Annotated in this window: 18 protein-coding genes; 8 read left to right on the forward strand and 10 right to left on the reverse strand. The window is 61.9% G+C overall.

Annotation, left to right across the window (positions count from 1 at the left end):
• Window positions 1–287: 287 nt before the first annotated feature.
• From ACI7M0_RS06090 to ACI7M0_RS06100, 3 genes are all read left to right on the forward strand, one after another.
• Complete coding sequence (locus ACI7M0_RS06090) at window positions 288–1,346, forward strand: IS110-like element ISPpu11 family transposase (protein WP_405314606.1); 1,059 nt, start codon at window positions 288–290, stop codon at window positions 1,344–1,346.
• A 1,283-nt stretch (window positions 1,347–2,629) separates the two neighbouring features.
• Window positions 2,630–3,328, forward strand: a complete 699-nt coding sequence (locus ACI7M0_RS06095) for a response regulator transcription factor (RefSeq protein WP_019438844.1) — start codon at window positions 2,630–2,632, stop codon at window positions 3,326–3,328.
• Complete coding sequence (locus ACI7M0_RS06100) at window positions 3,325–4,932, forward strand: ATP-binding protein (protein WP_104960957.1); 1,608 nt, start codon at window positions 3,325–3,327, stop codon at window positions 4,930–4,932. The genes ACI7M0_RS06095 and ACI7M0_RS06100 overlap by 4 nt, the downstream gene beginning before the upstream one ends.
• Window positions 4,933–4,935: 3 nt before the next feature.
• On the opposite strand, the gene ACI7M0_RS06105 is transcribed toward ACI7M0_RS06100, so the two are convergent.
• The 3 genes from ACI7M0_RS06105 to ACI7M0_RS06115 all read right to left on the reverse strand — a co-directional run bounded on the left by ACI7M0_RS06105 (window position 4,936) and on the right by ACI7M0_RS06115 (window position 7,845).
• The gene (locus tag ACI7M0_RS06105) at window positions 4,936–5,637 is read right to left on the reverse strand and encodes a 4'-phosphopantetheinyl transferase (RefSeq protein WP_010952336.1); all 702 of its coding nucleotides are present in this window, start codon (window positions 5,635–5,637) and stop codon (window positions 4,936–4,938) included.
• A 118-nt stretch (window positions 5,638–5,755) separates the two neighbouring features.
• Window positions 5,756–6,709 carry an IS110 family transposase gene (locus ACI7M0_RS06110; RefSeq protein WP_392523497.1) on the reverse strand — a complete coding sequence of 318 codons (954 nt, stop codon included), beginning with the start codon at window positions 6,707–6,709 and terminating at the stop codon, window positions 5,756–5,758.
• 344 nt (window positions 6,710–7,053) lie between these two features.
• A complete protein-coding gene (locus tag ACI7M0_RS06115; RefSeq protein ID WP_004576834.1) occupies window positions 7,054–7,845 on the reverse strand; it encodes a dienelactone hydrolase family protein in 792 nt (263 codons plus the stop codon).
• A gap of 129 nt (window positions 7,846–7,974) precedes the next feature.
• Between ACI7M0_RS06115 and ACI7M0_RS06120 the strand changes: the two genes are divergently transcribed.
• The 4 genes from ACI7M0_RS06120 to ACI7M0_RS06135 all read left to right on the forward strand — a co-directional run bounded on the left by ACI7M0_RS06120 (window position 7,975) and on the right by ACI7M0_RS06135 (window position 12,471).
• Window positions 7,975–8,580, forward strand: a complete 606-nt coding sequence (locus ACI7M0_RS06120) for an outer membrane beta-barrel protein (RefSeq protein ID WP_010952338.1) — start codon at window positions 7,975–7,977, stop codon at window positions 8,578–8,580.
• A 196-nt stretch (window positions 8,581–8,776) separates the two neighbouring features.
• Window positions 8,777–9,454, forward strand: a complete 678-nt coding sequence (locus tag ACI7M0_RS06125; protein ID WP_010952339.1) for a response regulator — start codon at window positions 8,777–8,779, stop codon at window positions 9,452–9,454.
• Window positions 9,451–10,797 carry an ATP-binding protein gene (locus ACI7M0_RS06130; protein ID WP_129933767.1) on the forward strand — a complete coding sequence of 449 codons (1,347 nt, stop codon included), beginning with the start codon at window positions 9,451–9,453 and terminating at the stop codon, window positions 10,795–10,797. Before ACI7M0_RS06125 ends, ACI7M0_RS06130 begins: the two co-directional genes overlap by 4 nt.
• Window positions 10,798–11,148: 351 nt before the next feature.
• On the forward strand, window positions 11,149–12,471 hold the full coding sequence (locus ACI7M0_RS06135; protein ID WP_010952341.1) for a dicarboxylate/amino acid:cation symporter: 1,323 nt from the start codon (window positions 11,149–11,151) through the stop codon (window positions 12,469–12,471).
• Window positions 12,472–12,620: 149 nt separating this feature from the next.
• On the opposite strand, the gene tsaA is transcribed toward ACI7M0_RS06135, so the two are convergent.
• The 7 genes from tsaA to ACI7M0_RS06170 all read right to left on the reverse strand — a co-directional run bounded on the left by tsaA (window position 12,621) and on the right by ACI7M0_RS06170 (window position 17,407).
• Window positions 12,621–13,313, reverse strand: a complete 693-nt coding sequence (gene tsaA, locus ACI7M0_RS06140; protein WP_129933766.1) for a tRNA (N6-threonylcarbamoyladenosine(37)-N6)-methyltransferase TrmO — start codon at window positions 13,311–13,313, stop codon at window positions 12,621–12,623.
• A 6-nt stretch (window positions 13,314–13,319) separates the two neighbouring features.
• Window positions 13,320–13,781: a DUF1456 family protein gene (locus tag ACI7M0_RS06145; RefSeq protein WP_010952343.1), complete on the reverse strand. Its 462-nt coding sequence runs from the start codon at window positions 13,779–13,781 to the stop codon at window positions 13,320–13,322.
• A 49-nt stretch (window positions 13,782–13,830) separates the two neighbouring features.
• Complete coding sequence (locus ACI7M0_RS06150) at window positions 13,831–14,541, reverse strand: rRNA pseudouridine synthase (RefSeq protein WP_010952344.1); 711 nt, start codon at window positions 14,539–14,541, stop codon at window positions 13,831–13,833.
• Between the two features lie 119 nt (window positions 14,542–14,660).
• Window positions 14,661–15,116 (reverse strand): GNAT family N-acetyltransferase, encoded by a 456-nt coding sequence (locus ACI7M0_RS06155; protein WP_020189837.1) that lies wholly within the window; start codon window positions 15,114–15,116, stop codon window positions 14,661–14,663.
• A gap of 157 nt (window positions 15,117–15,273) precedes the next feature.
• A complete protein-coding gene (gene rimO / locus ACI7M0_RS06160; RefSeq protein WP_129933765.1) occupies window positions 15,274–16,605 on the reverse strand; it encodes a 30S ribosomal protein S12 methylthiotransferase RimO in 1,332 nt (443 codons plus the stop codon).
• A 200-nt stretch (window positions 16,606–16,805) separates the two neighbouring features.
• Window positions 16,806–17,093, reverse strand: coding sequence for a DNA-binding transcriptional regulator (locus ACI7M0_RS06165; protein WP_049587986.1), 288 nt, complete (start codon window positions 17,091–17,093; stop codon window positions 16,806–16,808).
• Window positions 17,093–17,407, reverse strand: coding sequence for a hypothetical protein (locus ACI7M0_RS06170; protein WP_049587984.1), 315 nt, complete (start codon window positions 17,405–17,407; stop codon window positions 17,093–17,095). Before ACI7M0_RS06170 ends, ACI7M0_RS06165 begins: the two co-directional genes overlap by 1 nt.
• 447 nt (window positions 17,408–17,854) lie before the next feature.
• Between ACI7M0_RS06170 and ACI7M0_RS06175 the strand changes: the two genes are divergently transcribed.
• Window positions 17,855–19,765 carry a potassium transporter Kup gene (locus tag ACI7M0_RS06175; RefSeq protein ID WP_104960962.1) on the forward strand — a complete coding sequence of 637 codons (1,911 nt, stop codon included), beginning with the start codon at window positions 17,855–17,857 and terminating at the stop codon, window positions 19,763–19,765.
• The last annotated feature ends 8 nt before the right edge of the window (window positions 19,766–19,773 follow it).

A 19,773-nucleotide genomic window follows, 5' to 3' on the forward strand; every position in this document is an offset into this window, starting at 1 on the left:
TCGCTGTAGGCCTTGTGCCAAGTGGTTTGCAGTATTTTTCTGCTTCGTGACGCCCTTGGGCAGTTTTTTTCGGGCGCGAACCCTATCACAAAAAACGGTTCAGTCGAGGGGGCGGTAGGGGCATGCCTGAAGATCCTGGTTCCCGCGCGCGCGGTCGCCTGTAATCGATGGACTCGCCCCCGCCGAGGCATCACAGTGCCACGGTGGTGTTCGAAGAAGCCAACGGCAGCGAGGGCGAGACCATGAAAAAGCATAGTTCGAAACACGATTCCCTGTCTTCCACTGATGTGGAGCTTTGCACAACCATCTGCGTAGACCTGGCCAAACAGGTCTTCCAATTAGCAGGCGAGGACGCTACTGGGCGGGTGATCTACGAAGATCGCATCAAATCCCGCCAAGCGTTCCATGATTTCCTGCTCAGGCTGCCAACGACCGTGGCCGTCTTGATGGAGTGCGGTCCAGGTGCGCAAGCCTGGGCCAGGCTGCTGCAGGCCAAAGGTAATCCGGTTCGCATCCTGCCGGCGCAACGTGTCGCCGAACATCGCAGCGGTGCAAAGAACGATCGTAACGACTGCTATGCCATTTTGCGTGCCGGTCGCGATACGAGCATCGCTTCGATACCGATCAAGAGCACCACAGCACTGGCTATTCAAGCGCTGCACCGTATCCGGCGCGGTAACATCAAGCGACATACCGCGCTGGGCAATCAGATCCGTGGTTTGCTACTTGAGCATGGCGTATCCATGCCCCAGGGCGATGCCGCGATCAATAAGCATGTGCCTCAGGCGCTTGAGGATGCTTCCTTGCCTCTACCCGACCTGTTGCGCGAGTTGCTCGATGAGTTGCTGATGGACTGGTTGTCTCTAGGTGAACGCATAGCGGCGCTGAGCCGCCGGCTCGAAGCGACTGCCCAAGAGGATAAAGTCGCTCAGCGACTGATCACCATTCGCGGCGTCGGCCCTATCATTGCCACGGCGATCGTGGCGAAACAGACCGACCCCAGCCGCTTCGCCAGTGGCCGAATGTATTCCGCCTTCTTCGGTATCGTGCCCGATCAGCACAGCAGCGGAAACAAAATCAGATTGGGCAAGATGAGCAAGCGCGGTGACGGCTACATACGCAGCCTGATGATCCAGGGCGCGCATTCCGTCTTGAGCCAGCTAAGGCCTGATTCCGATCAGCCAGATGATCGCCGCCTCTTGCGTTGGCTATCCCGCCTTGGGCGCAAGGAGGCGGCGATCAGGCTGGCTAATCGAAATCTGCGGATTATCTGGGCCCTGTTACAGAGCGATCAGGTTTACCAACGCAAACCGAACGAAAAACCGGAGGCGGCTATGAGCCTCTGACCCACCGGGTAATGCCACCGGGGCGCTAGGCGCTCCAACCCCTGCTAGTGAACATTGACCCTAGGTAAGACCGTCGCAGACCGATGCCTCCGCTCCTACAGGCCTGATAGTGGCCTCAATGTAAACGGCACACTGCGAGCTCACCACGATGTTGGCCAGAAGCAAAAAGCTTCCTCGAACAGGCCTGATACATAGATGCAACCGGGTTCCTATGTTCAAAAAAGCAGCTAGACAGTGTGGGCGAGTCCATACATAGGAGCGGGTTCACCCGCGAAAGGGCCGGCCCTGCTGGCCAATTTCCACCCGCCGTTCACCGTTGCCGCCGCCACCGTATTCGCGGGTAAACCCGCTCCTACGCCTGATCGAGGGTGGACACATGTCGGTGGTTGGGCGCAGGCCGCCGTGTAGGAGCGGGTTCACCCGCGAAAGGGCCGGCCCTGCTGGCCAATTTCCACCCGCCGTTCACCGTTGCCGCCGCCACCGTATTCGCGGGTAAACCCGCTCCTACGCCTGATCGAGGGTGGACACATGTCGGTGGTTGGGCGCAGGCCGCCGTGTAGGAGCGGGTTCACCCGCGAAAGGGCCGGCCCTGCTGGCCAATTTCCACCCGCCGTTCACCGTTGCCGCCGCCACCGTATTCGCGGGTAAACCCGCTCCTACGCCTGATCGAGGGTGGACACATGTCGGTGGTTGGGCACAGGCCGCCGTGTAGGAGCGGGTTCACCCGCGAAAGGGCCGGCCCTGCTGGCCAATCTCCACCCGCCGTTCACCGTTGCCGCCGCCACCGTATTCGCGGGTAAACCCGCTCCTACGCCTGATCGAGGGTGGACACATGTCGGTGGTTGGGCACAGGCCGCCGTGTAGGAGCGGGTTCACCCGCGAAAGGGCCGGCCCTGCTGGCCAATCTCCACCCGCCGTTCACCGTTGCCGCCGCCACCGTATTCGCGGGTAAACCCGCTCCTACGCCTGATCGAGGGTGGACACATGTCGGTGGTTGGGCACAGGCCGCCGTGTAGGAGCGGGTTCACCCGCGAAAGGGCCGGCCCTGCTGGCCAATTTCCACCCGCCGTTCACCGTTGCCGCCGCCACCGTATTCGCGGGTAAACCCGCTCCTACACATTGATCGGTGGTGGGCACACATCGGGGGTTGGACACAGGCCGTTGTAGCGAGCTTCGCTCGCGATGCGCCGTGCGGGCGGCGCTCGATCTCGCAGGCCCCACCCATCTACAGTCATACTCTCAGCTGCCCTGACACGATCCCAAGAACAAACAAGGCCAAAGTCATGGACCAAACCCTACCCCGCATCCTCATTGTCGAAGACGACCAGCGCCTGGCCGAGCTGACCGCCGAGTACCTGCAGGCCAACGGCTTCGAGGTCAGCGTGGAGGGTGATGGTGCCCGCGCCGCCCGGCGCATCATCGACAGCCAGCCCGACTTGGTCATCCTCGACCTGATGCTGCCCGGCGAGGACGGCCTGAGCATCTGCCGCCGGGTGCGCAGCCAGTACCAGGGGCCGATCCTCATGCTCACCGCGCGCAGCGATGAACTCGACCAGGTCCAGGGCCTGGACCTGGGCGCCGACGACTACGTCTGCAAACCCGTGCGCCCACGCTTGCTGCTGGCACGTATCCAGGCCCTGCTGCGCCGCAGCGAAACCGTGGACAGCAAGCGCCAGGACCTGGCCTTCGGTGCGCTGCGTATCGACAACCGCCTGCGTGAGGCGCACCTGGGCGAGCAGTTGATCGAGCTGACCGGCGCCGAATTCGACCTGCTCTGGCTGTTGGCCAGCAACGCTGGCCGGGTGCTGACCCGTGAACAGATCTTCACCGCACTGCGTGGCGTGGGCTACGACGGCCAGGACCGCTCCATCGATATCCGCATCTCGAAAATCCGCCCCAAGATCGGCGATGACCCGCTTCAGCCGCGGTTGATCAAGACCCTGCGCAGCAAAGGCTACCTGTTCGTGGGCGAGGCGCCATGAACAATTCGATCTTCCTGCGCATCTACGGCGGCATGCTGGCCGTGCTGGTGCTGGTGGCCCTGCTTGGCGTGCTCAGCCTGCACCTGGTCAACGAAGTGCGCGCTGCCCAGCACCGCGAGGGCCTGGCCCAGGGCACCTTCAGCCTGATGGCCGACAACCTGGCAATGCAGAATGAAACCCAACGCAAGCGTTCGCTGCTGATCTGGGAACGCCTGCTTGGCGTGCCGTTGGCGCTGCAGCCGATGAGCGCACGCAGCCTTGACGGTGGCCAGCGGGCGCGCCTGTACCGTGGCCTGGTGGTGGTCGAGAAGATTGGCCCGCATGCGGCGCAAGTGCTACGCAAGGTGGGCCAGGAAGACCTGATGCTGGTCGCGCAGATCAAACAGATCAGCGAGCAGTTGGCGCGGGCCACCCTCTATCTATTGGCCGACGAATTGGTGCGCTACCCGGTAGCCGAACAGCAGCAGCGTCTGGCACAGATCAAGCAGGAAAAAGGCTTCGGCTTTGGCGTTGCCTTGCAACGTATCGAGCGGGTCAGCCTGGACGATGACCAGCGGCGCCGGGTGGAGGAGGGCGACACGGTGATGGCGCTGGGCAAGGATGGTGACTCGATCCGGGTGTTCGCTGGGCTGACGGGCTCGCCATGGGTACTGGAAATCGGCCCGCTGTACCAGCTCAACCCTTACCCGCCGCAGTTGCTGATCCTGATTGCCTTCCTGGGGCTGTGCCTGATCGGCCTGGTGGTCTACCTGCTGGTGCGTCAGCTGGAACGTCGTGTGTCGGGCCTGGAGATTGCTGCCACGCGCATCGCCCAGGGCAGCCTGGATACCCGCGTGCCGGCCGGCGACGCCGACTCGGTAGGGCGCCTGGCGGCTGCCTTCAATGGCATGGCCGAGCACCTGCAGCGCTCGCTGACCATGCAGCGTGAGCTGGTGCGAGCGGTGTCCCACGAGCTGCGCACGCCGGTGGCGCGCCTGCGCTTTGGCCTGGAGATGATCGAAAGCGCCACGACTGAACAGGTGCGGGCTAAGCATCTGGCGGGCATGGACGGGGATATTCAGGACCTCGACAAGCTGGTCGATGAGATGCTGACCTACGCCCGCCTGGAGCAGGGCGCACCGGCCTTGAAGTTCCAGCGGGTCGATCTGGATGCCTTGCTCGATCGGGTGATCGAAGAGCTCGCACCTTTGCGTGCCGAGGTGCGGGTGGTGCGCGGCGACTGCCAGGGCGCGGATGCCGAAGGCGCCTGGGTCGAGGCCGAGCCGCGCTACTTGCACCGGGCCTTGCAGAACCTTGTCGGCAATGCCATGCGCCATGCCGAGGGCGAAGTGCGCCTGAGCTATCAGCTGGGCCAGCAACGTTGCCGCATCGATGTGGAGGATGACGGCCCGGGGATCCCCGAGGGCTTCTGGGACCGCATCTTCACGCCCTTCACCCGCCTCGATGACAGCCGTACCCGTGCCTCGGGCGGGCACGGGTTGGGCTTGTCGATCGTACGGCGGATCATCTACTGGCACGCGGGCCGGGCCACGGTGGGCCGCAGCGAGGCGTTGGGCGGTGCCTGCTTCAGCCTGAACTGGCCAAGGCAGCAGGCACCGCTGTAAAGGTCAGACGCTGACCAGGCTCAGCAGGTGGCCGTCCTGCAGGCAGAACTGGCCTTGCAGCTCTGCGCCTTGCTGCCACTGCGGTGACAGGTCGGTGAGCAGGCGCAAGCGCGCCAGCCCTTCCGCGGACCAGTCGAGCACTTCTGCGTGTTCGAAGTAGAAGCGTTGGCGAGTCAGTGGGTACAGGGTCTTGAACAAGCTTTCCTTCAGCGAGAACGTCAGGGTGACCGTAAGCCCAAGCTGGCGGCGGTCAAGGCGTTCGAGCTCTGCCGGGATAAGGATTTCACCCATCAGCCGCTCGGCGCGCTCGTCATCCAGCAAGGCTTCCTGATCCAGGCCCAGACCTTGGCAGCTGTTTTCGCCGGCGACCACCGCAGCGGCCCAGCCCTTGCCGTGTGTGATCGAGCCATGAATACCGGCGGGCCAGATGGGCGAGCGGTCTTCGTGGGTGCCGGGCACGTAGTCGCGACCGTCCAGGTGCTGGAGCGCGGCGCGGGCACATACGCGACCGGCCAGGTACTCGGCCTGGCGCTTGGCGACCGAGCGCTGCAGGCTGGCGCTGGGCACGATACCGGCGCGCTGGAAGTCGTCGGTTGCCAGGTGGGCAGGGTCGAAGGCGCAACTGACCAGCACCGCGCCGGGCAATGGACGGGGCAGGGGCCAGTGGTGCCGGAGCGGGGCGCAGCAGGCGGGAAGTGTGTTCATGGCGGCTATTGTGCCAGCTGTGCAGGCGCTAAGGGAGGTGGCGTGGCAGGATGACTTACCGCAGCCATGACAACATGGCGCAGATCAAAGCGTGATCGTGTGGGAGATTCTATGGTTTTCAGCAAGCCAATTTTCGGCTTTTGGTGACGTATTCGCCCTGATCTCGCATCAGGGCGAATGCGACGCGAGCGAGCTTGCGAGCCAAGATCACTAATGCCTGAGTCGTTGCTTTACCGTTGCTCCGATACTGCTCATACACGTCTTTCCAGGTAGCTGACCTACTGGCCGACATCGCTGCGTTATGCAACAAACGACGGATCTCCGAACAGCCTCGCTTTGTAAGGCGGCGGCGTCCATTCTTTTGCCCGGAGTCATTCACTCGCAGATCCATCCCCAAGAAGGCGATGTAAGCGTCACTGCTTTTGAATTCGCCTCTGATAAATGCCATTACCAGTGCTGACGCTGTGAGAAAACCAATACCTTCCACGGCTTGGCAGCGAATAACCTGTTCAAGCAGCCCTGCCTCTCGCAATACTTCTTTGATCTTCTTTTGTATCAGCAAGTCCAGCCGTTCTATCGACTTGACGAAGGTTTCGAAGGCCGCTTTCAACAGGCCCTCGTTAGCCCAGCTCTGCGTCATTGCAGTACGTGCCGATACCAGCGCAGCCCTGCGCCGCAGAAGGCTCTGCAGCTTGCCGTAGACGGCGGGAGGCGGGGTCCAAGGGCGAAGATCCTCACCCTCGTTTTTCAGAAAACGGGACAGTAACCGCGCATCGGACGGGTCAGTTTTGACTCGGCCGCCAACACTCTTGCGATAGTTACTCAGTTGAAATCCATCAATGACATAAACATCGAAGCCCATGCCATGGGCTAGCTCGACCAGATCCAAGTGATAGATGTTGGTCGCTTCAACGGCGATAGCCGTGTTCAGTGGCTGCTGCCTGAGCCACTTATTGATTTCAGATTTAGAGTTTTTCAGCTTGATGATCTCATCACGCTCCTCGTGATGGATCACCAATTCAGCTTTTGCAACGTCCGCTCCGATGATCGACTTCACTACCTGCATTGCCATCGGCGGCTCTCCACGTTATGGTTTTTCGGCTTGAGGGGCTTTCACCAAGAGGCGCTGGCTTGCTTCTATCGTCGCTTGCAAACGATGCATTCTTTATCGGCGCTTTGGTGGAAGGGGTGGGGCGATGTCTCCCACGGTCTGTACTGCTCGTAACAGTCAGAATCGGGCATTTAGTCCCACCACCCCTTCAAGTCTAACCATACAAGCGGGTTTACCCGCGAAGAATACACCGCGGTGGATGGCACGGGCTTCGCCCGTGTTCGCGGGCAAGCCCGCTCCCACAGATCGCGCCAGCTTTTAGAAATTGAGCAAGACAGTTGCTCCTACAACGATTGCACAATCTTTTATTTGAACACCTTCTTGAAGAACGCCTGCATATCCGCCCAGGAACGCTCGTCCGCTGCCTTGTTATAGCCAATGTCCGGCCCACCATGTTCACCATGGCTCAGCCGATCGGCATCGGGGTTGGTGAACCCGTGCTTGGCCCCTTCAATACTGACGAACTGGTAGTTGACCTTGGCCGCATCCATCTCGGCCTTGAACGCCTCTACCTGCTGTGGGGTGACCATGCTGTCCGCCGCACCATGCTCGACCAGGATATCGGCCCGCACTACGCCAGGTTTTGCCGGGGTCTGGGTGGCCAATGCGCCATGGAAGCTCACCACGCCATCGAGCTTTTCTCCCCGGCGTGCGGCATCGAGCACCACCTTGCCGCCAAAACAGTAGCCGACAGCGCCCAGTTGATGCTTGTTCACATTCGGCTGCTTTTTCAACAACTCCAGGCCCGCGTCGAAGCGCGCTGCTGCTGCGGCCGGGTCCTTCATTGCTGCGGCCATGAATGCCTGGGCATCCTGCGGATGTTCGGTGTGTTTGCCATCGCCGTACATGTCGATGGCCAGTGCCTTGTAGCCCAGGGCGGCGAGATCTCTCGCACGACGCTTGGCATAGTCGTTCAGGCCCCACCATTCATGCACCACAACGATGCCTGGGCGTTTGCCGTCCAGCGCGTCATCGTAGGCGTAGTAGCCGACGAGGCGGTTGCCATCGTCGTCCTGATAAGGAATTTCACGGGTCACTACCGCCGCTTGGGCGAGGGCGGCGCTGCACATCAGGGTCAGGGCCAGCAGGGCTCGCATGTTCACAACTCCTTGTTTTGCTATCGGTTCGTTCAGCCGGGGTTCAGCCAGGGTTCAGTCGCGGTTCAGGGTGCCCTGATTACTCTAGCTTCCAGACCGAAACAGCGCACCCAACTGGAGTACCCAGCCATGAAAACCTTCAATACCCTGCTTGCCGCCATGGCCGTCTGTGCCGCTGGCATCACCACCGCCCAGGCCGCGGACGACAACTTCGCCAGCCTCACCTACGGCCAGACCAGCGACAAAGTCCGCAAGTCCGGCCTGCTGCAACGCAACACCGACCACCTCAACGCCGACGGTATCATCGGCAAGGACGATACCTGGGGTGTGCGTCTGGGCAAGATCAACGACCAGGGCCGCTACTACATGACCTATGACAACGTATCTGGCGACCACAGTGGCCTGAAGTTGCGCCAGGAAAACCTGCTTGGCAGCTACGACTTGTTCCTGCCGGTGGGCGATACCACCAAGCTGTTCGGTGGTGGCAGCCTGGGTGTGACCAAGCTGACCCAGGACTCGCCAGGCGCCAGCCGGGACACTGACTACGGTTATGCCTACGGCTTGCAGGCCGGTGTGATCCAGGACATCACCGACAAGGCCTCGGTCGAACTGGGCTACCGTTACCTGCGCACCAATGCCGCGACCGAGGTGGGCGCACATGGCGGGCCGAAGGACGGCACCCTGCGTCTGACCAGCAGCGCCCAGACCTACCTGGCGGCTTCATACAAGTTCTGACGGACGAGCCGCGTTATCCTGTACTGGCCTCTTCGCGGGCACGCCCGCTCCCACAGGTGCTGCACAAACCTCAGAACCTGTGCAGTGCCTTTGGTTTCTGCAGGTGCTACACAGGTTTCAGGGACTGTGCGATTACTGTGGGAGCGGGCGTGCCCGCGAAAGGGCCGGTACAGGCAATACACATAAGGAGCTGCACATGAAACTGCTGGTGGTCGAGGACGAAGCCCTGCTTCGCCATCACCTCTACACCCGCCTGGGCGAAAGCGGCCATGTGGTCGAGGCGGTCGCTGATGCCGAAGAGGCGCTGTACCAGGCCGAGCAGTACCATTTCGACCTTGCCATCATCGACCTGGGCCTGCCCGGTATCAGCGGCCTGGAGCTGATTACGCGCCTGCGCAGCCAGGACAAGACCTTCCCCATTCTCATCCTCACAGCCCGTGGCAACTGGCAAGACAAGGTCGAGGGCCTGGCCGCCGGTGCCGACGACTACCTGGTCAAGCCGTTCCAGTTCGAGGAGCTTGAAGCACGGCTCAATGCCCTGTTGCGCCGCTCCAGTGGTTTCACCCAGTCGACCATCGCCGCTGGCCCCTTGGTGCTTGACCTCAACCGCAAGCAGGCCACCCTCGACGAACAAGCCTTGGCCCTGACCGCCTACGAATACCGCATCCTCGAATACCTCATGCGCCATCACCAGCAGGTGGTGGCCAAGGATCGCCTGATGGAGCAGTTGTACCCAGGAGACGAAGAGCGCGACCCCAATGTCATCGAAGTGCTGGTTGGCCGCCTGCGCCGCAAGCTTGAAGGGGAGCGCGGCTTCAAACCCATCGACACGGTGCGCGGCCTGGGCTACCTGTTCACCGAGCGCTGCCGATGATCCGCTCGCTGCGGGTGCGCCTGATGCTGGCCGCCGCAGTGTTGGCGCTGCTGTTCATGCTGGCGCTGCTGCCGGCCTTGCAGAAGGCCTTCAGCCTGGCTCTGCAGGAATCGATCGAGCAGCGTCTGGCCTCGGATGTGACCACGCTGATTTCCGCTGCGCGTATCGAGCATGGCCGGTTGCAGATGCCGACACTGCTGCCGGACGAGCGCTACAACCTGCCCTACACAGGCCTGCTCGGTTATATCTTTGACCGCGACGGCAAACTGGTCTGGCAGTCGCGTGCCACCGCCGACCGGCACATCAACTACCAGCCGCGCTATGACGGGCGCGGCAACGAGTTCGACCGCATTCACCAGTCCGATGGCGAAGAGTTCTTCGTGTATGACGTCGAGATAAAGCTGCTGGGCGGGCAGAGCGCCGCCTACAGCATTGTCGCTCTGCAGCCCGTGAGCGAGTACAAGGCCACCCTCAATGGCCTGCGCGAAAAGCTCTACCTGGGGTTCGGCGCTGCATTGCTGGCGCTCATGGTGTTGTTGTGGGCAGGCCTGACCTGGGGGCTGCGCTCGTTGCGACGCCTCAGCCACGAACTGGATGAAGTGGAATCCGGTGCACGTGACGGCCTGAGCGGCGAGCACCCACGCGAGTTGCTGCGCCTGACCCGCTCGCTCAACCGTCTGTTGCGCAGTGAGCGTGAGCAGCGCACGCGCTACCGTGATTCGCTGGACGACCTGGCGCACAGCCTGAAGACGCCGCTGGCGGTGTTGCAGGGGGTGGGTGAAAGCTTGCAGCAACGCAGCGGCGAGCGCGAGCAGGCGCGGGTGCTGCAAAGCCAGATCGAGCGCATGAGCCAGCAGATCGACTACCAGCTGCAACGCGCCAGCCTGCGCAAGAGTGGCCTGGTCCGCCACAGCGTATTGCTGCGGCCGTTGCTCGACAGCCTGTGCAGCACCTTGGCCAAGGTTTACCGGGAAAAACGCGTGGACGTGGTGCTGGAGTTGCCGGACGCGGCGCAGGTACCGATGGAGCAGGGCGCGTTGTTGGAAATGCTCGGCAACCTGCTGGAGAACGCCTACCGGCTGAGCCTGGGCCAAGTGCGGGTGAGCCTGGTGAAGGCGCCGGGGTATCTGACCTTGTGCATCGAGGACGACGGGCCGGGCGTGCCCGTCGACCAGCGTGAACGCATTCTGGAGCGTGGGGAGCGGCTGGACAGCCAGCACCCGGGGCAGGGCATTGGCTTGGCAGTGGTCAAGGATATCGTCGACAGCTATGACGCCGAGCTGAGCCTTGGCGATTCGCCGCTGGGGGGCGCTGCGTTCAGGATCACCTTCCACCTGGATTGATTCGTAGCCTGTACCAGCCCGTTCGCAGGTCAATCCGCGAATGGGCCGGCACAGGCAATCCACAAAGGGCGGATTTCCGCCATTCCTCCTTGTACAAATTCCGCCATCGGGCGGAAATCCGCCAATCCGTCCCGTGAGTATCGCCCTGTCGTTGGGCATTTATCCCCAGCAAATACGGACCTTGCACCCTTCATGGGCATTTTGGCACCACCCTTGCTATTGATCCTCGCAGAGGCCTGCCCAGGCAGCTCGAACACAACGACAAATCCCTCCAAGTGCAGGAGGGTTAGCGATTCAGGTGCCCCCATCACCCTGGGAAGGGTGAACCGGCACACTTGAGGAAAATTAGCCATGACGACACGTCAGCCGCTGTACAAATCCCTGTATGTCCAGGTGTTGGTCGCCATCACCATCGGCATCCTGCTCGGCCACTACTACCCGGAAACGGGCGTTGCCCTCAAACCCCTGGGTGACGGCTTCGTCAAACTGATCAAGATGGTCATCGCCCCGATCATCTTCTGTACCGTGGTCAGCGGCATTGCCGGCATGCAGAGCATGAAGTCGGTCGGCAAAACCGGCGGCTACGCGTTGCTGTACTTTGAAATCGTCTCCACCATCGCCCTGATCATCGGCCTCGTCGTCGTCAACGTGGTCAAGCCAGGCGCTGGCATGCACATCGACGTCAGCACCCTGAACGCCAGCAGCGTGGCTGCCTACGCCGCCGCCGGCGCGCAGCAGACTACCGTCGGTTTCCTGCTTAACGTCATCCCCAACACGGTCGTCGGCGCCTTCGCCAACGGCGACATCCTGCAAGTGCTGATGTTCTCGGTACTGTTCGGCTTCGCCCTGCACCGCCTGGGCAGCTACGGCAAGCCGGTACTGGACATGATCGACCGCTTCGCCCACGTCATGTTCAACATCATCAACATGATCATGAAGCTGGCTCCGATCGGCGCTTTCGGCGCCATGGCCTTCACCATTGGCCAGTACGGTGTTGGCTCGCTGGTGCAGCTGGGCTACCTGATGGCCTGCTTCTACATCACCTGCCTGCTGTTCGTGCTGGTGGTGCTGGGCGGTATCTGCCGTGCCCACGGCTTCAGCGTGATCAAGCTGATCCGCTACATCCGTGAAGAACTGCTGATCGTGCTGGGTACTTCGTCCTCGGAGTCGGCCCTGCCACGCATGCTGGCCAAGATGGAGCGCCTGGGTGCCAAGAAATCGGTAGTGGGCCTGGTTATCCCGACTGGCTACTCGTTCAACCTGGACGGTACCTCGATCTACCTGACCATGGCTGCGGTGTTCATCGCTCAGGCCACTGACACCACCATGGACATCACTCACCAGATCACCCTGCTGCTGGTGCTGCTGGTGGCGTCCAAGGGGGCTGCCGGCGTTACCGGGTCGGGCTTCATCGTGCTGGCCGCGACCCTGTCGGCTGTTGGCCACCTGCCGGTTGCCGGCCTGGCGCTGATCCTCGGCATCGACCGCTTCATGTCCGAAGCCCGCGCCCTGACCAACCTGGTGGGCAACGCCGTTGCCACCGTGGTAGTGGCCAAGTGGGTCAAGGAAATGGACAACGACAAGCTGGCTTCGGAACTGGACTCCGGTGGTGCGCCGCTGATCGATACCCGCCCGACGGACGACCTGGGCGTGGCTGAAGGCCCGGCTCGTTGATAGCTGGTTGAAATGAGAAAGGCGACCAAAGGTCGCCTTTTTCGTGTTAGCGCGGTCCCTTGTGTGGGCCTTGCTCAATTTCTAAAAGCTGGCGCGATTGGACTTGTGGGAGCGGGCTTGCCCGCGAACACGGGCGAAGCCCGTGGCCCTCAGCCCAGTACCACTTCCAACACCCGGATGACGTCCGGCTGCGGGTAATGCCACCTTACTTGCACATCCCAGAACTTCACCCCGTACACCCGCTCGGCCGGTGGTATCTGGTAGGCCGGCCGTGGGTCCTGCGCCAGGCATTGCTCGATCAGCTCCACCAGCGGCTCGCTCAGACGCTGCGCATGCTCGCGGGCCTGGAGCAGGGCGTTGTCGGCCCACTGCACGGCAATTGCCACCGGCGCTGCGTTGGCCATCTGGTTGCTGGCGCCAGCGATGCTGTCGGCATAGGGCACATACGGCTTGATGTCCAGCACCGGCGTGCCGTCGAGCAGGTCGATCCCGGACAGCAGCAGGCGCCCGGGCTCCACGCCCTCCAGGCGTACCACCGACTGGCCGATGCCGTTGGGCCGGTGGGTGGCGCGGGTGGCGAACACCCCCATGCTCTTGTTGCCGCCCAGACGCGGAGGCCGCACTTTCAGGCGCGGCTTTTCCTCCAGGGCCTGGTGGAACAGGAACAGCAGCCACACATGGCTGACCTGTTCCAGGCCCTCGACCGCGTCACCTTGATCAAACGGCGGCAACAGTTCGAGGACGCCACGGGCGGCAGGCGCCAGTTGCGGCTGGCGCGGAATGGCGAACTTTTCCTTGAAACAGGAGTGGACGATGCCGACCGGGACAACCGTATGCTGCATGGCCACTCAGCCGCGCACGCGCAGGGTCAGGCCCTTGAGGAAGTTGCGCATCAACTGGTCGCCACACGGGCGGTAGTTGTCGTGGCCAGCCTTGCGGAACAGCGCGCTGAGCTCAGGTTTGCTGACCGGGAAGTTGACCGACTTGAGAATCGCATGCAGGTCGTCTTCCTTGAGCTCAAAGGCCACACGCAGCTTCTTGAGGATCAGGTTGTTGGTTACCGGCAGCTCGATCGGCTGCTGCGGGCGGCTCTCGTCTTTGCCTCGGCGGTAGATCACCAGGCCGTCAAGGAAGTGCGCCATCACCCGTTCCGGGCAGCGCACGAAGCCTTCCTCTTCTTCTTTTTTCAGGTAGGTGGCCAGCACCAGAGGATGCACTTCGAGGCCAGAGAGCCCGATGATTTCGGCCATCTTGGCGTCGTTCACCTTGAGCATGTAGCGCAGGCTGCGCAGGACGTCGTTGTGGTTCATTGCAGCAGAATCCTGTTCAGGTGCCGCGCATTCCAGCGCGGCGTATTGCTTAGAAACGTTCGGAGGTAGCCAAGTAACGCCATTGGCCCAAGGGCAGCTTGCCCATCGACACACCACCCAGGCGAATGCGTCGCATGCCTAAAAGCTCCAGGCGCAGGTAGGCGCATAGCTCGGAAATCTGCCCTGGTTGTGGGTTTTTCAACACCATGCGCAGGTGTGTCTCGTTCTGCCAGCTGGCCTTGGCCTTGGGCAACTCGCGGTCATTGCGCATGGCCCCACGCGCCAGGCGTTCCAGCGCCTGGGGGGTGGTTTCGCCGCGCACTTCAATGATGAACTCCTGCTCCAGGCGACGCAGGTCGGCCTCGATCTTGCGGGATACCCGCCAGTCCTGGGTAAACACCTGCAGGCCGCTGGCGCCACGCTCCAGCGGTGCCACGCAGGCCTGCCGGGCAAAATGCCCGTGCAGGGCGCGCACGCCTTCGCGGTGGGCTTCGCTGAGGCTGCCCATGTTCATGCTGGCGCGGGCGTCTTCACTGTCCATGCCGGCTGGCTGGTTCAGTAGCAGGGTCACCGGCTCCAGGGTTTCGGCGCGGGCGCCCGGCAACAGCTCGACGCGCTGCTGCTCAACCTTGAACTGCGGCTGCTCGACCACCACGCCATCGACGGTTACCCAGCCTCCTTCAATGTACTGCTCGGCCTCGCGGCGGGAGCAGCCGAGCTGCTCGATGAGGCGTTTGGACAGGCGGACGGGTTCGGACATGGGGCAATTCGCAAGGCAGGGAAAGGCCTCCATTGTACCTGCCTGCAAGCGGTAGATGATGGGAATCTGTGTCAGGTGCGCCATTTTGGACACATAGCGCGGCACATTCAGGCGCCGCCTCAAGGCACTGTGCGCATCAGCCTCATGTGCAGCAGAGGATAGGGCTGGCCCAGGCCGTCGGTTTCCGAACGGCCGATGACCTCGAAACCTTCATGCAGGTAGAAGCCCAGCGCTTTCGGGTTCTGCTCGTTGACGTCAAGGTACTCGGCATTCAGCTCACTGATGGCATAGCGCAGCAGGCGCTTGCCTACCCCTTGGCCATGGTAGCCAGGTGAGACGAACAGCATGTCCACCCGCCCGTTGGCGACACCGGCGAAGCCACAGATGCGCTGGCGGTCCTTGCAGCAGATCAGCATCACTGCGTCGAGGTAGCGGCGCAGCACATGTTCGCGCAGTAGCAGGATATAGCCCTCTGGCAGAAAGTCGTGGGTGGCGCGTACTGAATCCTCCCACACCTGTACCAGCTCGCTGTAGTCGCACAAGCGCGGGGTTTGCAGCGTCAGTAGCGCAGCCATGCCGGTGTTCCTCTGGGGCGATAGGGAAAACATAGCAGGCCAACCACTCGTCGAGGGGCGTCCTGATGCTGTTCCACAGGTTCTGACAAAAAAGCCCCTGCGCCGGTCATTCCCTATGGAGAACGCCGGGGCAGGGGCTTTGCTGGCTTCAGCCGTTTTAGACGGGTTCAGCCCACATGTCGTACTCGTCGGCATCCACCACACGGCAACGCACTTTGTCGCCTGGCTTGAAACCATGGTCGCCATCGATGAACACGCTGCCGTCGATTTCCGGTGCATCGAAGAAGCTGCGGCCAACCGAACCTTGTTCTTCGACTTCGTCGATCAGCACGTCGATTTCCTTGCCGATGCGCAATTGCAGGCGGGCAGCACTGATGGCCTGCTGGTGGGCCATGAAGCGGTCCCAGCGCTCTTGCTTGACGTCGTCCGGTACTTCTTCCAGGCCCAGGTCGTTGGCCGGGGCGCCTTCTACCGGCGAGTACTGGAAGCAGCCCACGCGGTCGAGCTGGGCTTCGGTCAGCCAGTCCAGCAGGTACTGGAAGTCTTCCTCGGTCTCGCCCGGGAAGCCGACGATGAAGGTGGAGCGGATCACCAGCTCAGGGCATTGCTCGCGCCAGTTCTTGATGCGTGCCAGGGTGCGGTCTTCGAAGGCCGGGCGCTTCATCGACTTGAGCACTTTCGGGCTGGCGTGCTGGAACGGGATGTCCAGGTACGGCAGGATCTTGCCGGCAGCCATCAGCGGGATCACGTCGTCAACGTTCGGGTAAGGGTACACATAGTGCAGGCGTACCCAGGCGCCCAGGCTGCTCAGTGCTTCGCACAGCTCGAGCATGCGGGTCTTGACCGGGCGGCCGTTCCAGAAGTCGGTCTTGTACTTGACGTCGACGCCGTAGGCGCTGGTGTCCTGGGAAATCACCAGGATTTCCTTCACCCCGGCCTTGACCAGGCGCTCGGCCTCGCTCAGCACTTCACCCACAGGGCGGCTGACCAGCTTGCCGCGCATCGACGGGATGATGCAGAAGCTGCAGCTGTGGTTGCAGCCTTCGGAGATCTTCAGGTAGGCATAGTGGCGCGGGGTCAGCTTGACGCCCTGTGGCGGCACCAGGTCGATCAGCGGGTTGTGGTCCTGACGCGGCGGCACCACTTCGTGAACGGCGTTGACTACCTGCTCGTACTGCTGCGGGCCAGTGACCGACAGCACGCTTGGGTGCACGTCACGGATGCTGCCTTCTTCGACGCCCATGCAGCCGGTGACGATCACCTTGCCGTTTTCCTTGATCGCTTCGCCGATCACTTCCAGCGATTCGGCCTTGGCGCTGTCGATGAAGCCGCAGGTGTTGACCACCACCACGTCGGCGTCCTCGTAGGTGGGTACGACTTCATAGCCTTCCATGCGCAGCTGGGTGAGGATGCGCTCGGAGTCGACCAGGGCTTTTGGGCAACCCAGGCTTACGAAACCTACCTTGGGGGTGGCGGGCGTGGTGGACATGACTAACCTCGGTATTGAATGCAGGTCGCCCGGCCGGAATCGGGGGCGAACTTGACGGGCGCTTTTGGCGCCTCTGATCAAAAAGTGCGCAATTCTAGCGAGCGCAAGGGCGCTTGACCAGCAGAAATACGACTAACGCTGCGCTATGCTTCGCGCCGTTGTGCCGGGGTACCTTCTAGGGCCTGGTGGCTTTCGTGTACTTAGCTCAAGGCCGCAAGTACATGTTCGGGATCGTTATGAATCGCTCGAAGCAAGGCACGAGCTGGTCCTTCAGGTTCGCGACGGCCCTGTTCCCAATTCCGTAGAGTTCCTACTGCGACATCGATACGTTTGGCAAACGCAGCCTGGGAAAGGCCAGTGGCTTGACGAATCTTTTTGACTTGAAGTGCGTCTACGTGGAACTCACGCGAGGGCTGACGCTCACCGCGATCGATCTCATCCATCTGAGTCATGCTTTCCACAAGACGATCGAAGAGATGCTTTTCCATTATTTCCACCCTTTGTTTAGTGCGCGAAGCTGCGCTTTCTGACTGCTTGTCAAGGTATCCACGATGCCCTTGCGATAGATCAGAATCATACGGATCTGGTGGGCTGCAGTGACGTGGTAGTAGATCACTCGTACACCCCCACTCTTGCCCTTGCCCTTGGCTGCCCAGCGGATCTTTCTGAGGCCGCCGGTTTCCTCCAGGAGAGAACCGGCTTCGGGATGCTCGGCCAGATAGGCCTGCAAAGCCCGGTATTCTTCATCATCCAGGTGCTCCTTGAGATCGGAGGTGAATACTGGGGTCTCGATGAAGATCATGCAGTCCCTGCTATGCGTCAATGGCGTAGCTGGATGATAGGGCGCTCATCTAAGTTGTACAAGGTGACGCTTGTGTCAGCGTGTGATTCTTCTTGATCAGGGGATGAGCGGTATAGGTTGAGATCAACGTTCAAGTATGGATTGAGAGTCATCAGGGCAATCCAGGCCTTCCAAACCGAAACCTACCTTGGGGTGGCGGGCGTGGTGGACATGACTAACCTCGGTATTGAATGCAGGTCGCCCGGCCGGAATCGGGGGCGAACTTGACGGGCGCTTTTGGCGCCTCTGATCAAAAAGTGCGCAATTCTAGCGAGCGCAAGGGCGCTTGACCAGCAGAAATACGACGAACGCTGCGCTATGCTTCGCGCCGTTGTACCGGGGTACCTTCCAGGGCCTGGTGGCAGACTGATTACCAAGGGCCGTGATGGCCGTTTGCGGGAGTGGTCGATGGTTCAGGCAAGCAGTCACGCTGAGAGCGGGCACGAGGGGAAGCAGGGGGCATCGCGGGCGGTGGGCCTGCTGGTGGCGGCGGTCGGGGTGGTTTATGGCGATATCGGCACCAGCCCGTTGTATACCCTCAAGGAAGTCTTTACCGGCGGCTACGGGGTGTCGGTCAACCATGATGGCGTGCTGGGGATCCTCTCGCTGATCCTGTGGTCGCTGCTGTGGGTGGTGTCGTTCAAGTACGTGATGTTCATCTTGCGCGCCGATAACCAGGGGGAGGGCGGCACCATGGCGCTGACCGCACTGGCGCGGCGGGCCACGGCGGCGTACCCGCGGCTGCGCACACTGATGGTGATCTGTGGCTTGATCGGCGCTTCGCTGTTCTATGGCGACAGTATGATCACCCCGGCGGTGTCGGTGCTGTCGGCGGTGGAGGGCGTGGGCCTGGCCTTCGACGGTATTGACCACTGGGTGGTGCCAATTTCGCTGGTGGTGCTGGTGGCACTGTTCCTGGTACAGCGGCACGGCACCGAGAAAATCGGCAAGCTGTTTGGTCCTATCATGGTTACCTGGTTCCTGGCGCTGGGCGCGCTGGGTGTGCATGGCATCTCGCAGAGCCCGGAAGTACTCAAGGCGTTCAGCCCGGTCTGGGCAGTCAATTTCTTCGTGGTGCACCCTGGCATCGGCGTGGCCATTCTCGGCGCGGTCGTGCTGGCGCTGACGGGGGCCGAGGCGCTGTACGCCGACATGGGGCACTTTGGCCGTAAGCCGATTGCCCGGGCCTGGTTCATCCTGGTGCTCCCGGCGCTGGTGCTCAATTACTTTGGCCAGGGTGCATTGCTGCTGCAAAACCCGGAGGCCGCGCGCAACCCGTTCTACCTGCTGGCGCCGGGCTGGGCGCTGCTGCCCCTGGTTGGGCTGGCCACCATGGCCACGGTTATCGCCTCGCAGGCGGTGATTTCCGGGGCCTTCTCCTTGACACGCCAGGCCATCCAGTTGGGCTATATTCCGCGTATGCACATTCAGCACACTTCAAGCGACGAGCAGGGGCAGATCTACATTGGTGCGGTGAACTGGACGCTGATGGTGGGCGTGGTGTTGCTGGTCATCGGTTTCGAGTCGTCAGGCGCCCTGGCGGCTGCCTACGGGGTTGCGGTGACCGGTACCATGCTGATCACCACCGTCCTGGTGTCAGCGGTGATGCTGCTGCTGTGGAAGTGGCCGCCGCTGCTCGCAGTGCCGATTCTGGTCGGCTTCCTGCTGGTCGACGGGCTGTTCTTCGCCGCCAACGTGCCGAAAATCGCTCAGGGCGGTGCCTTCCCGGTGTTGGCCGGTGGTGTGTTGTTCCTGCTGATGAGCACCTGGAAGCGCGGCAAGCAGATTCTGGTCGAGCGCATCGATGAAGGGGCGCTGCCATTGCCATTGTTCATCAGCAGCATCCGCATTCAGCCACCGCACCGGGTCGAGGGTACGGCGGTGTTTCTGACTGCACGCTCCGATGCCGTGCCGCATGCGTTGTTGCACAACATGTTGCACAACCAGGTGCTGCACAGCCAGGTGGTGCTGCTGACTGTGGTCAGCGAGGACCGGCCCCGTGTGCCGGAACATGAGCGTTTCGAGGTGGAAGCCTATGGCGACGGATTCTTCCGGGTGTTGCTGCACTTTGGGTTCATGGATGAGCCGGACGTGCCTGCCGCGTTGAAGCTGTGTCATCTGGATGGCCTGGACTTCACGCCCATGCGCACCACTTACTTCCTCAGCCGCGAGACGGTGATCGCGTCACGGCTGGAGGGGATGTCGCGCTGGCGGGGCAACCTGTTCGCGTTCTTGCTGAAGAATGCCAACGGCAACTTGCGCTTCTTCAACCTGCCGTTGAACCGGGTGATCGAGCTAGGGACCCAGGTCGAGATCTGAATCGGTTT

Source organism: Pseudomonas sp. 10(2024), from assembly GCF_045164175.1.
Lineage (GTDB): Bacteria > Pseudomonadota > Gammaproteobacteria > Pseudomonadales > Pseudomonadaceae > Aquipseudomonas > Aquipseudomonas alloputida.

Bases quoted from the DNA above. Each gene is read 5' to 3' on its own strand.
- ACI7M0_RS06095 (WP_019438844.1), top strand. From the start codon at position 2,630: ATGGACCAAACCCTACCCCGCATCCTCATTGTCGAAGACGACCAGCGC.
- ACI7M0_RS06100 (WP_104960957.1), top strand. From the start codon at position 3,325: ATGAACAATTCGATCTTCCTGCGCATCTACGGCGGCATGCTGGCCGTG.
- ACI7M0_RS06105 (WP_010952336.1), bottom strand. From the start codon at position 5,637: ATGAACACACTTCCCGCCTGCTGCGCCCCGCTCCGGCACCACTGGCCC.
- ACI7M0_RS06110 (WP_392523497.1), bottom strand. From the start codon at position 6,709: ATGGCAATGCAGGTAGTGAAGTCGATCATCGGAGCGGACGTTGCAAAA.
- ACI7M0_RS06115 (WP_004576834.1), bottom strand. From the start codon at position 7,845: ATGCGAGCCCTGCTGGCCCTGACCCTGATGTGCAGCGCCGCCCTCGCC.
- ACI7M0_RS06120 (WP_010952338.1), top strand. From the start codon at position 7,975: ATGAAAACCTTCAATACCCTGCTTGCCGCCATGGCCGTCTGTGCCGCT.
- ACI7M0_RS06125 (WP_010952339.1), top strand. From the start codon at position 8,777: ATGAAACTGCTGGTGGTCGAGGACGAAGCCCTGCTTCGCCATCACCTC.
- ACI7M0_RS06130 (WP_129933767.1), top strand. From the start codon at position 9,451: ATGATCCGCTCGCTGCGGGTGCGCCTGATGCTGGCCGCCGCAGTGTTG.
- ACI7M0_RS06135 (WP_010952341.1), top strand. From the start codon at position 11,149: ATGACGACACGTCAGCCGCTGTACAAATCCCTGTATGTCCAGGTGTTG.
- tsaA (WP_129933766.1), bottom strand. From the start codon at position 13,313: ATGCAGCATACGGTTGTCCCGGTCGGCATCGTCCACTCCTGTTTCAAG.
- ACI7M0_RS06145 (WP_010952343.1), bottom strand. From the start codon at position 13,781: ATGAACCACAACGACGTCCTGCGCAGCCTGCGCTACATGCTCAAGGTG.
- ACI7M0_RS06150 (WP_010952344.1), bottom strand. From the start codon at position 14,541: ATGTCCGAACCCGTCCGCCTGTCCAAACGCCTCATCGAGCAGCTCGGC.
- ACI7M0_RS06155 (WP_020189837.1), bottom strand. From the start codon at position 15,116: ATGGCTGCGCTACTGACGCTGCAAACCCCGCGCTTGTGCGACTACAGC.
- rimO (WP_129933765.1), bottom strand. From the start codon at position 16,605: ATGTCCACCACGCCCGCCACCCCCAAGGTAGGTTTCGTAAGCCTGGGT.
- ACI7M0_RS06165 (WP_049587986.1), bottom strand. From the start codon at position 17,093: ATGGAAAAGCATCTCTTCGATCGTCTTGTGGAAAGCATGACTCAGATG.
- ACI7M0_RS06170 (WP_049587984.1), bottom strand. From the start codon at position 17,407: ATGATCTTCATCGAGACCCCAGTATTCACCTCCGATCTCAAGGAGCAC.
- ACI7M0_RS06175 (WP_104960962.1), top strand. From the start codon at position 17,855: ATGGTTCAGGCAAGCAGTCACGCTGAGAGCGGGCACGAGGGGAAGCAG.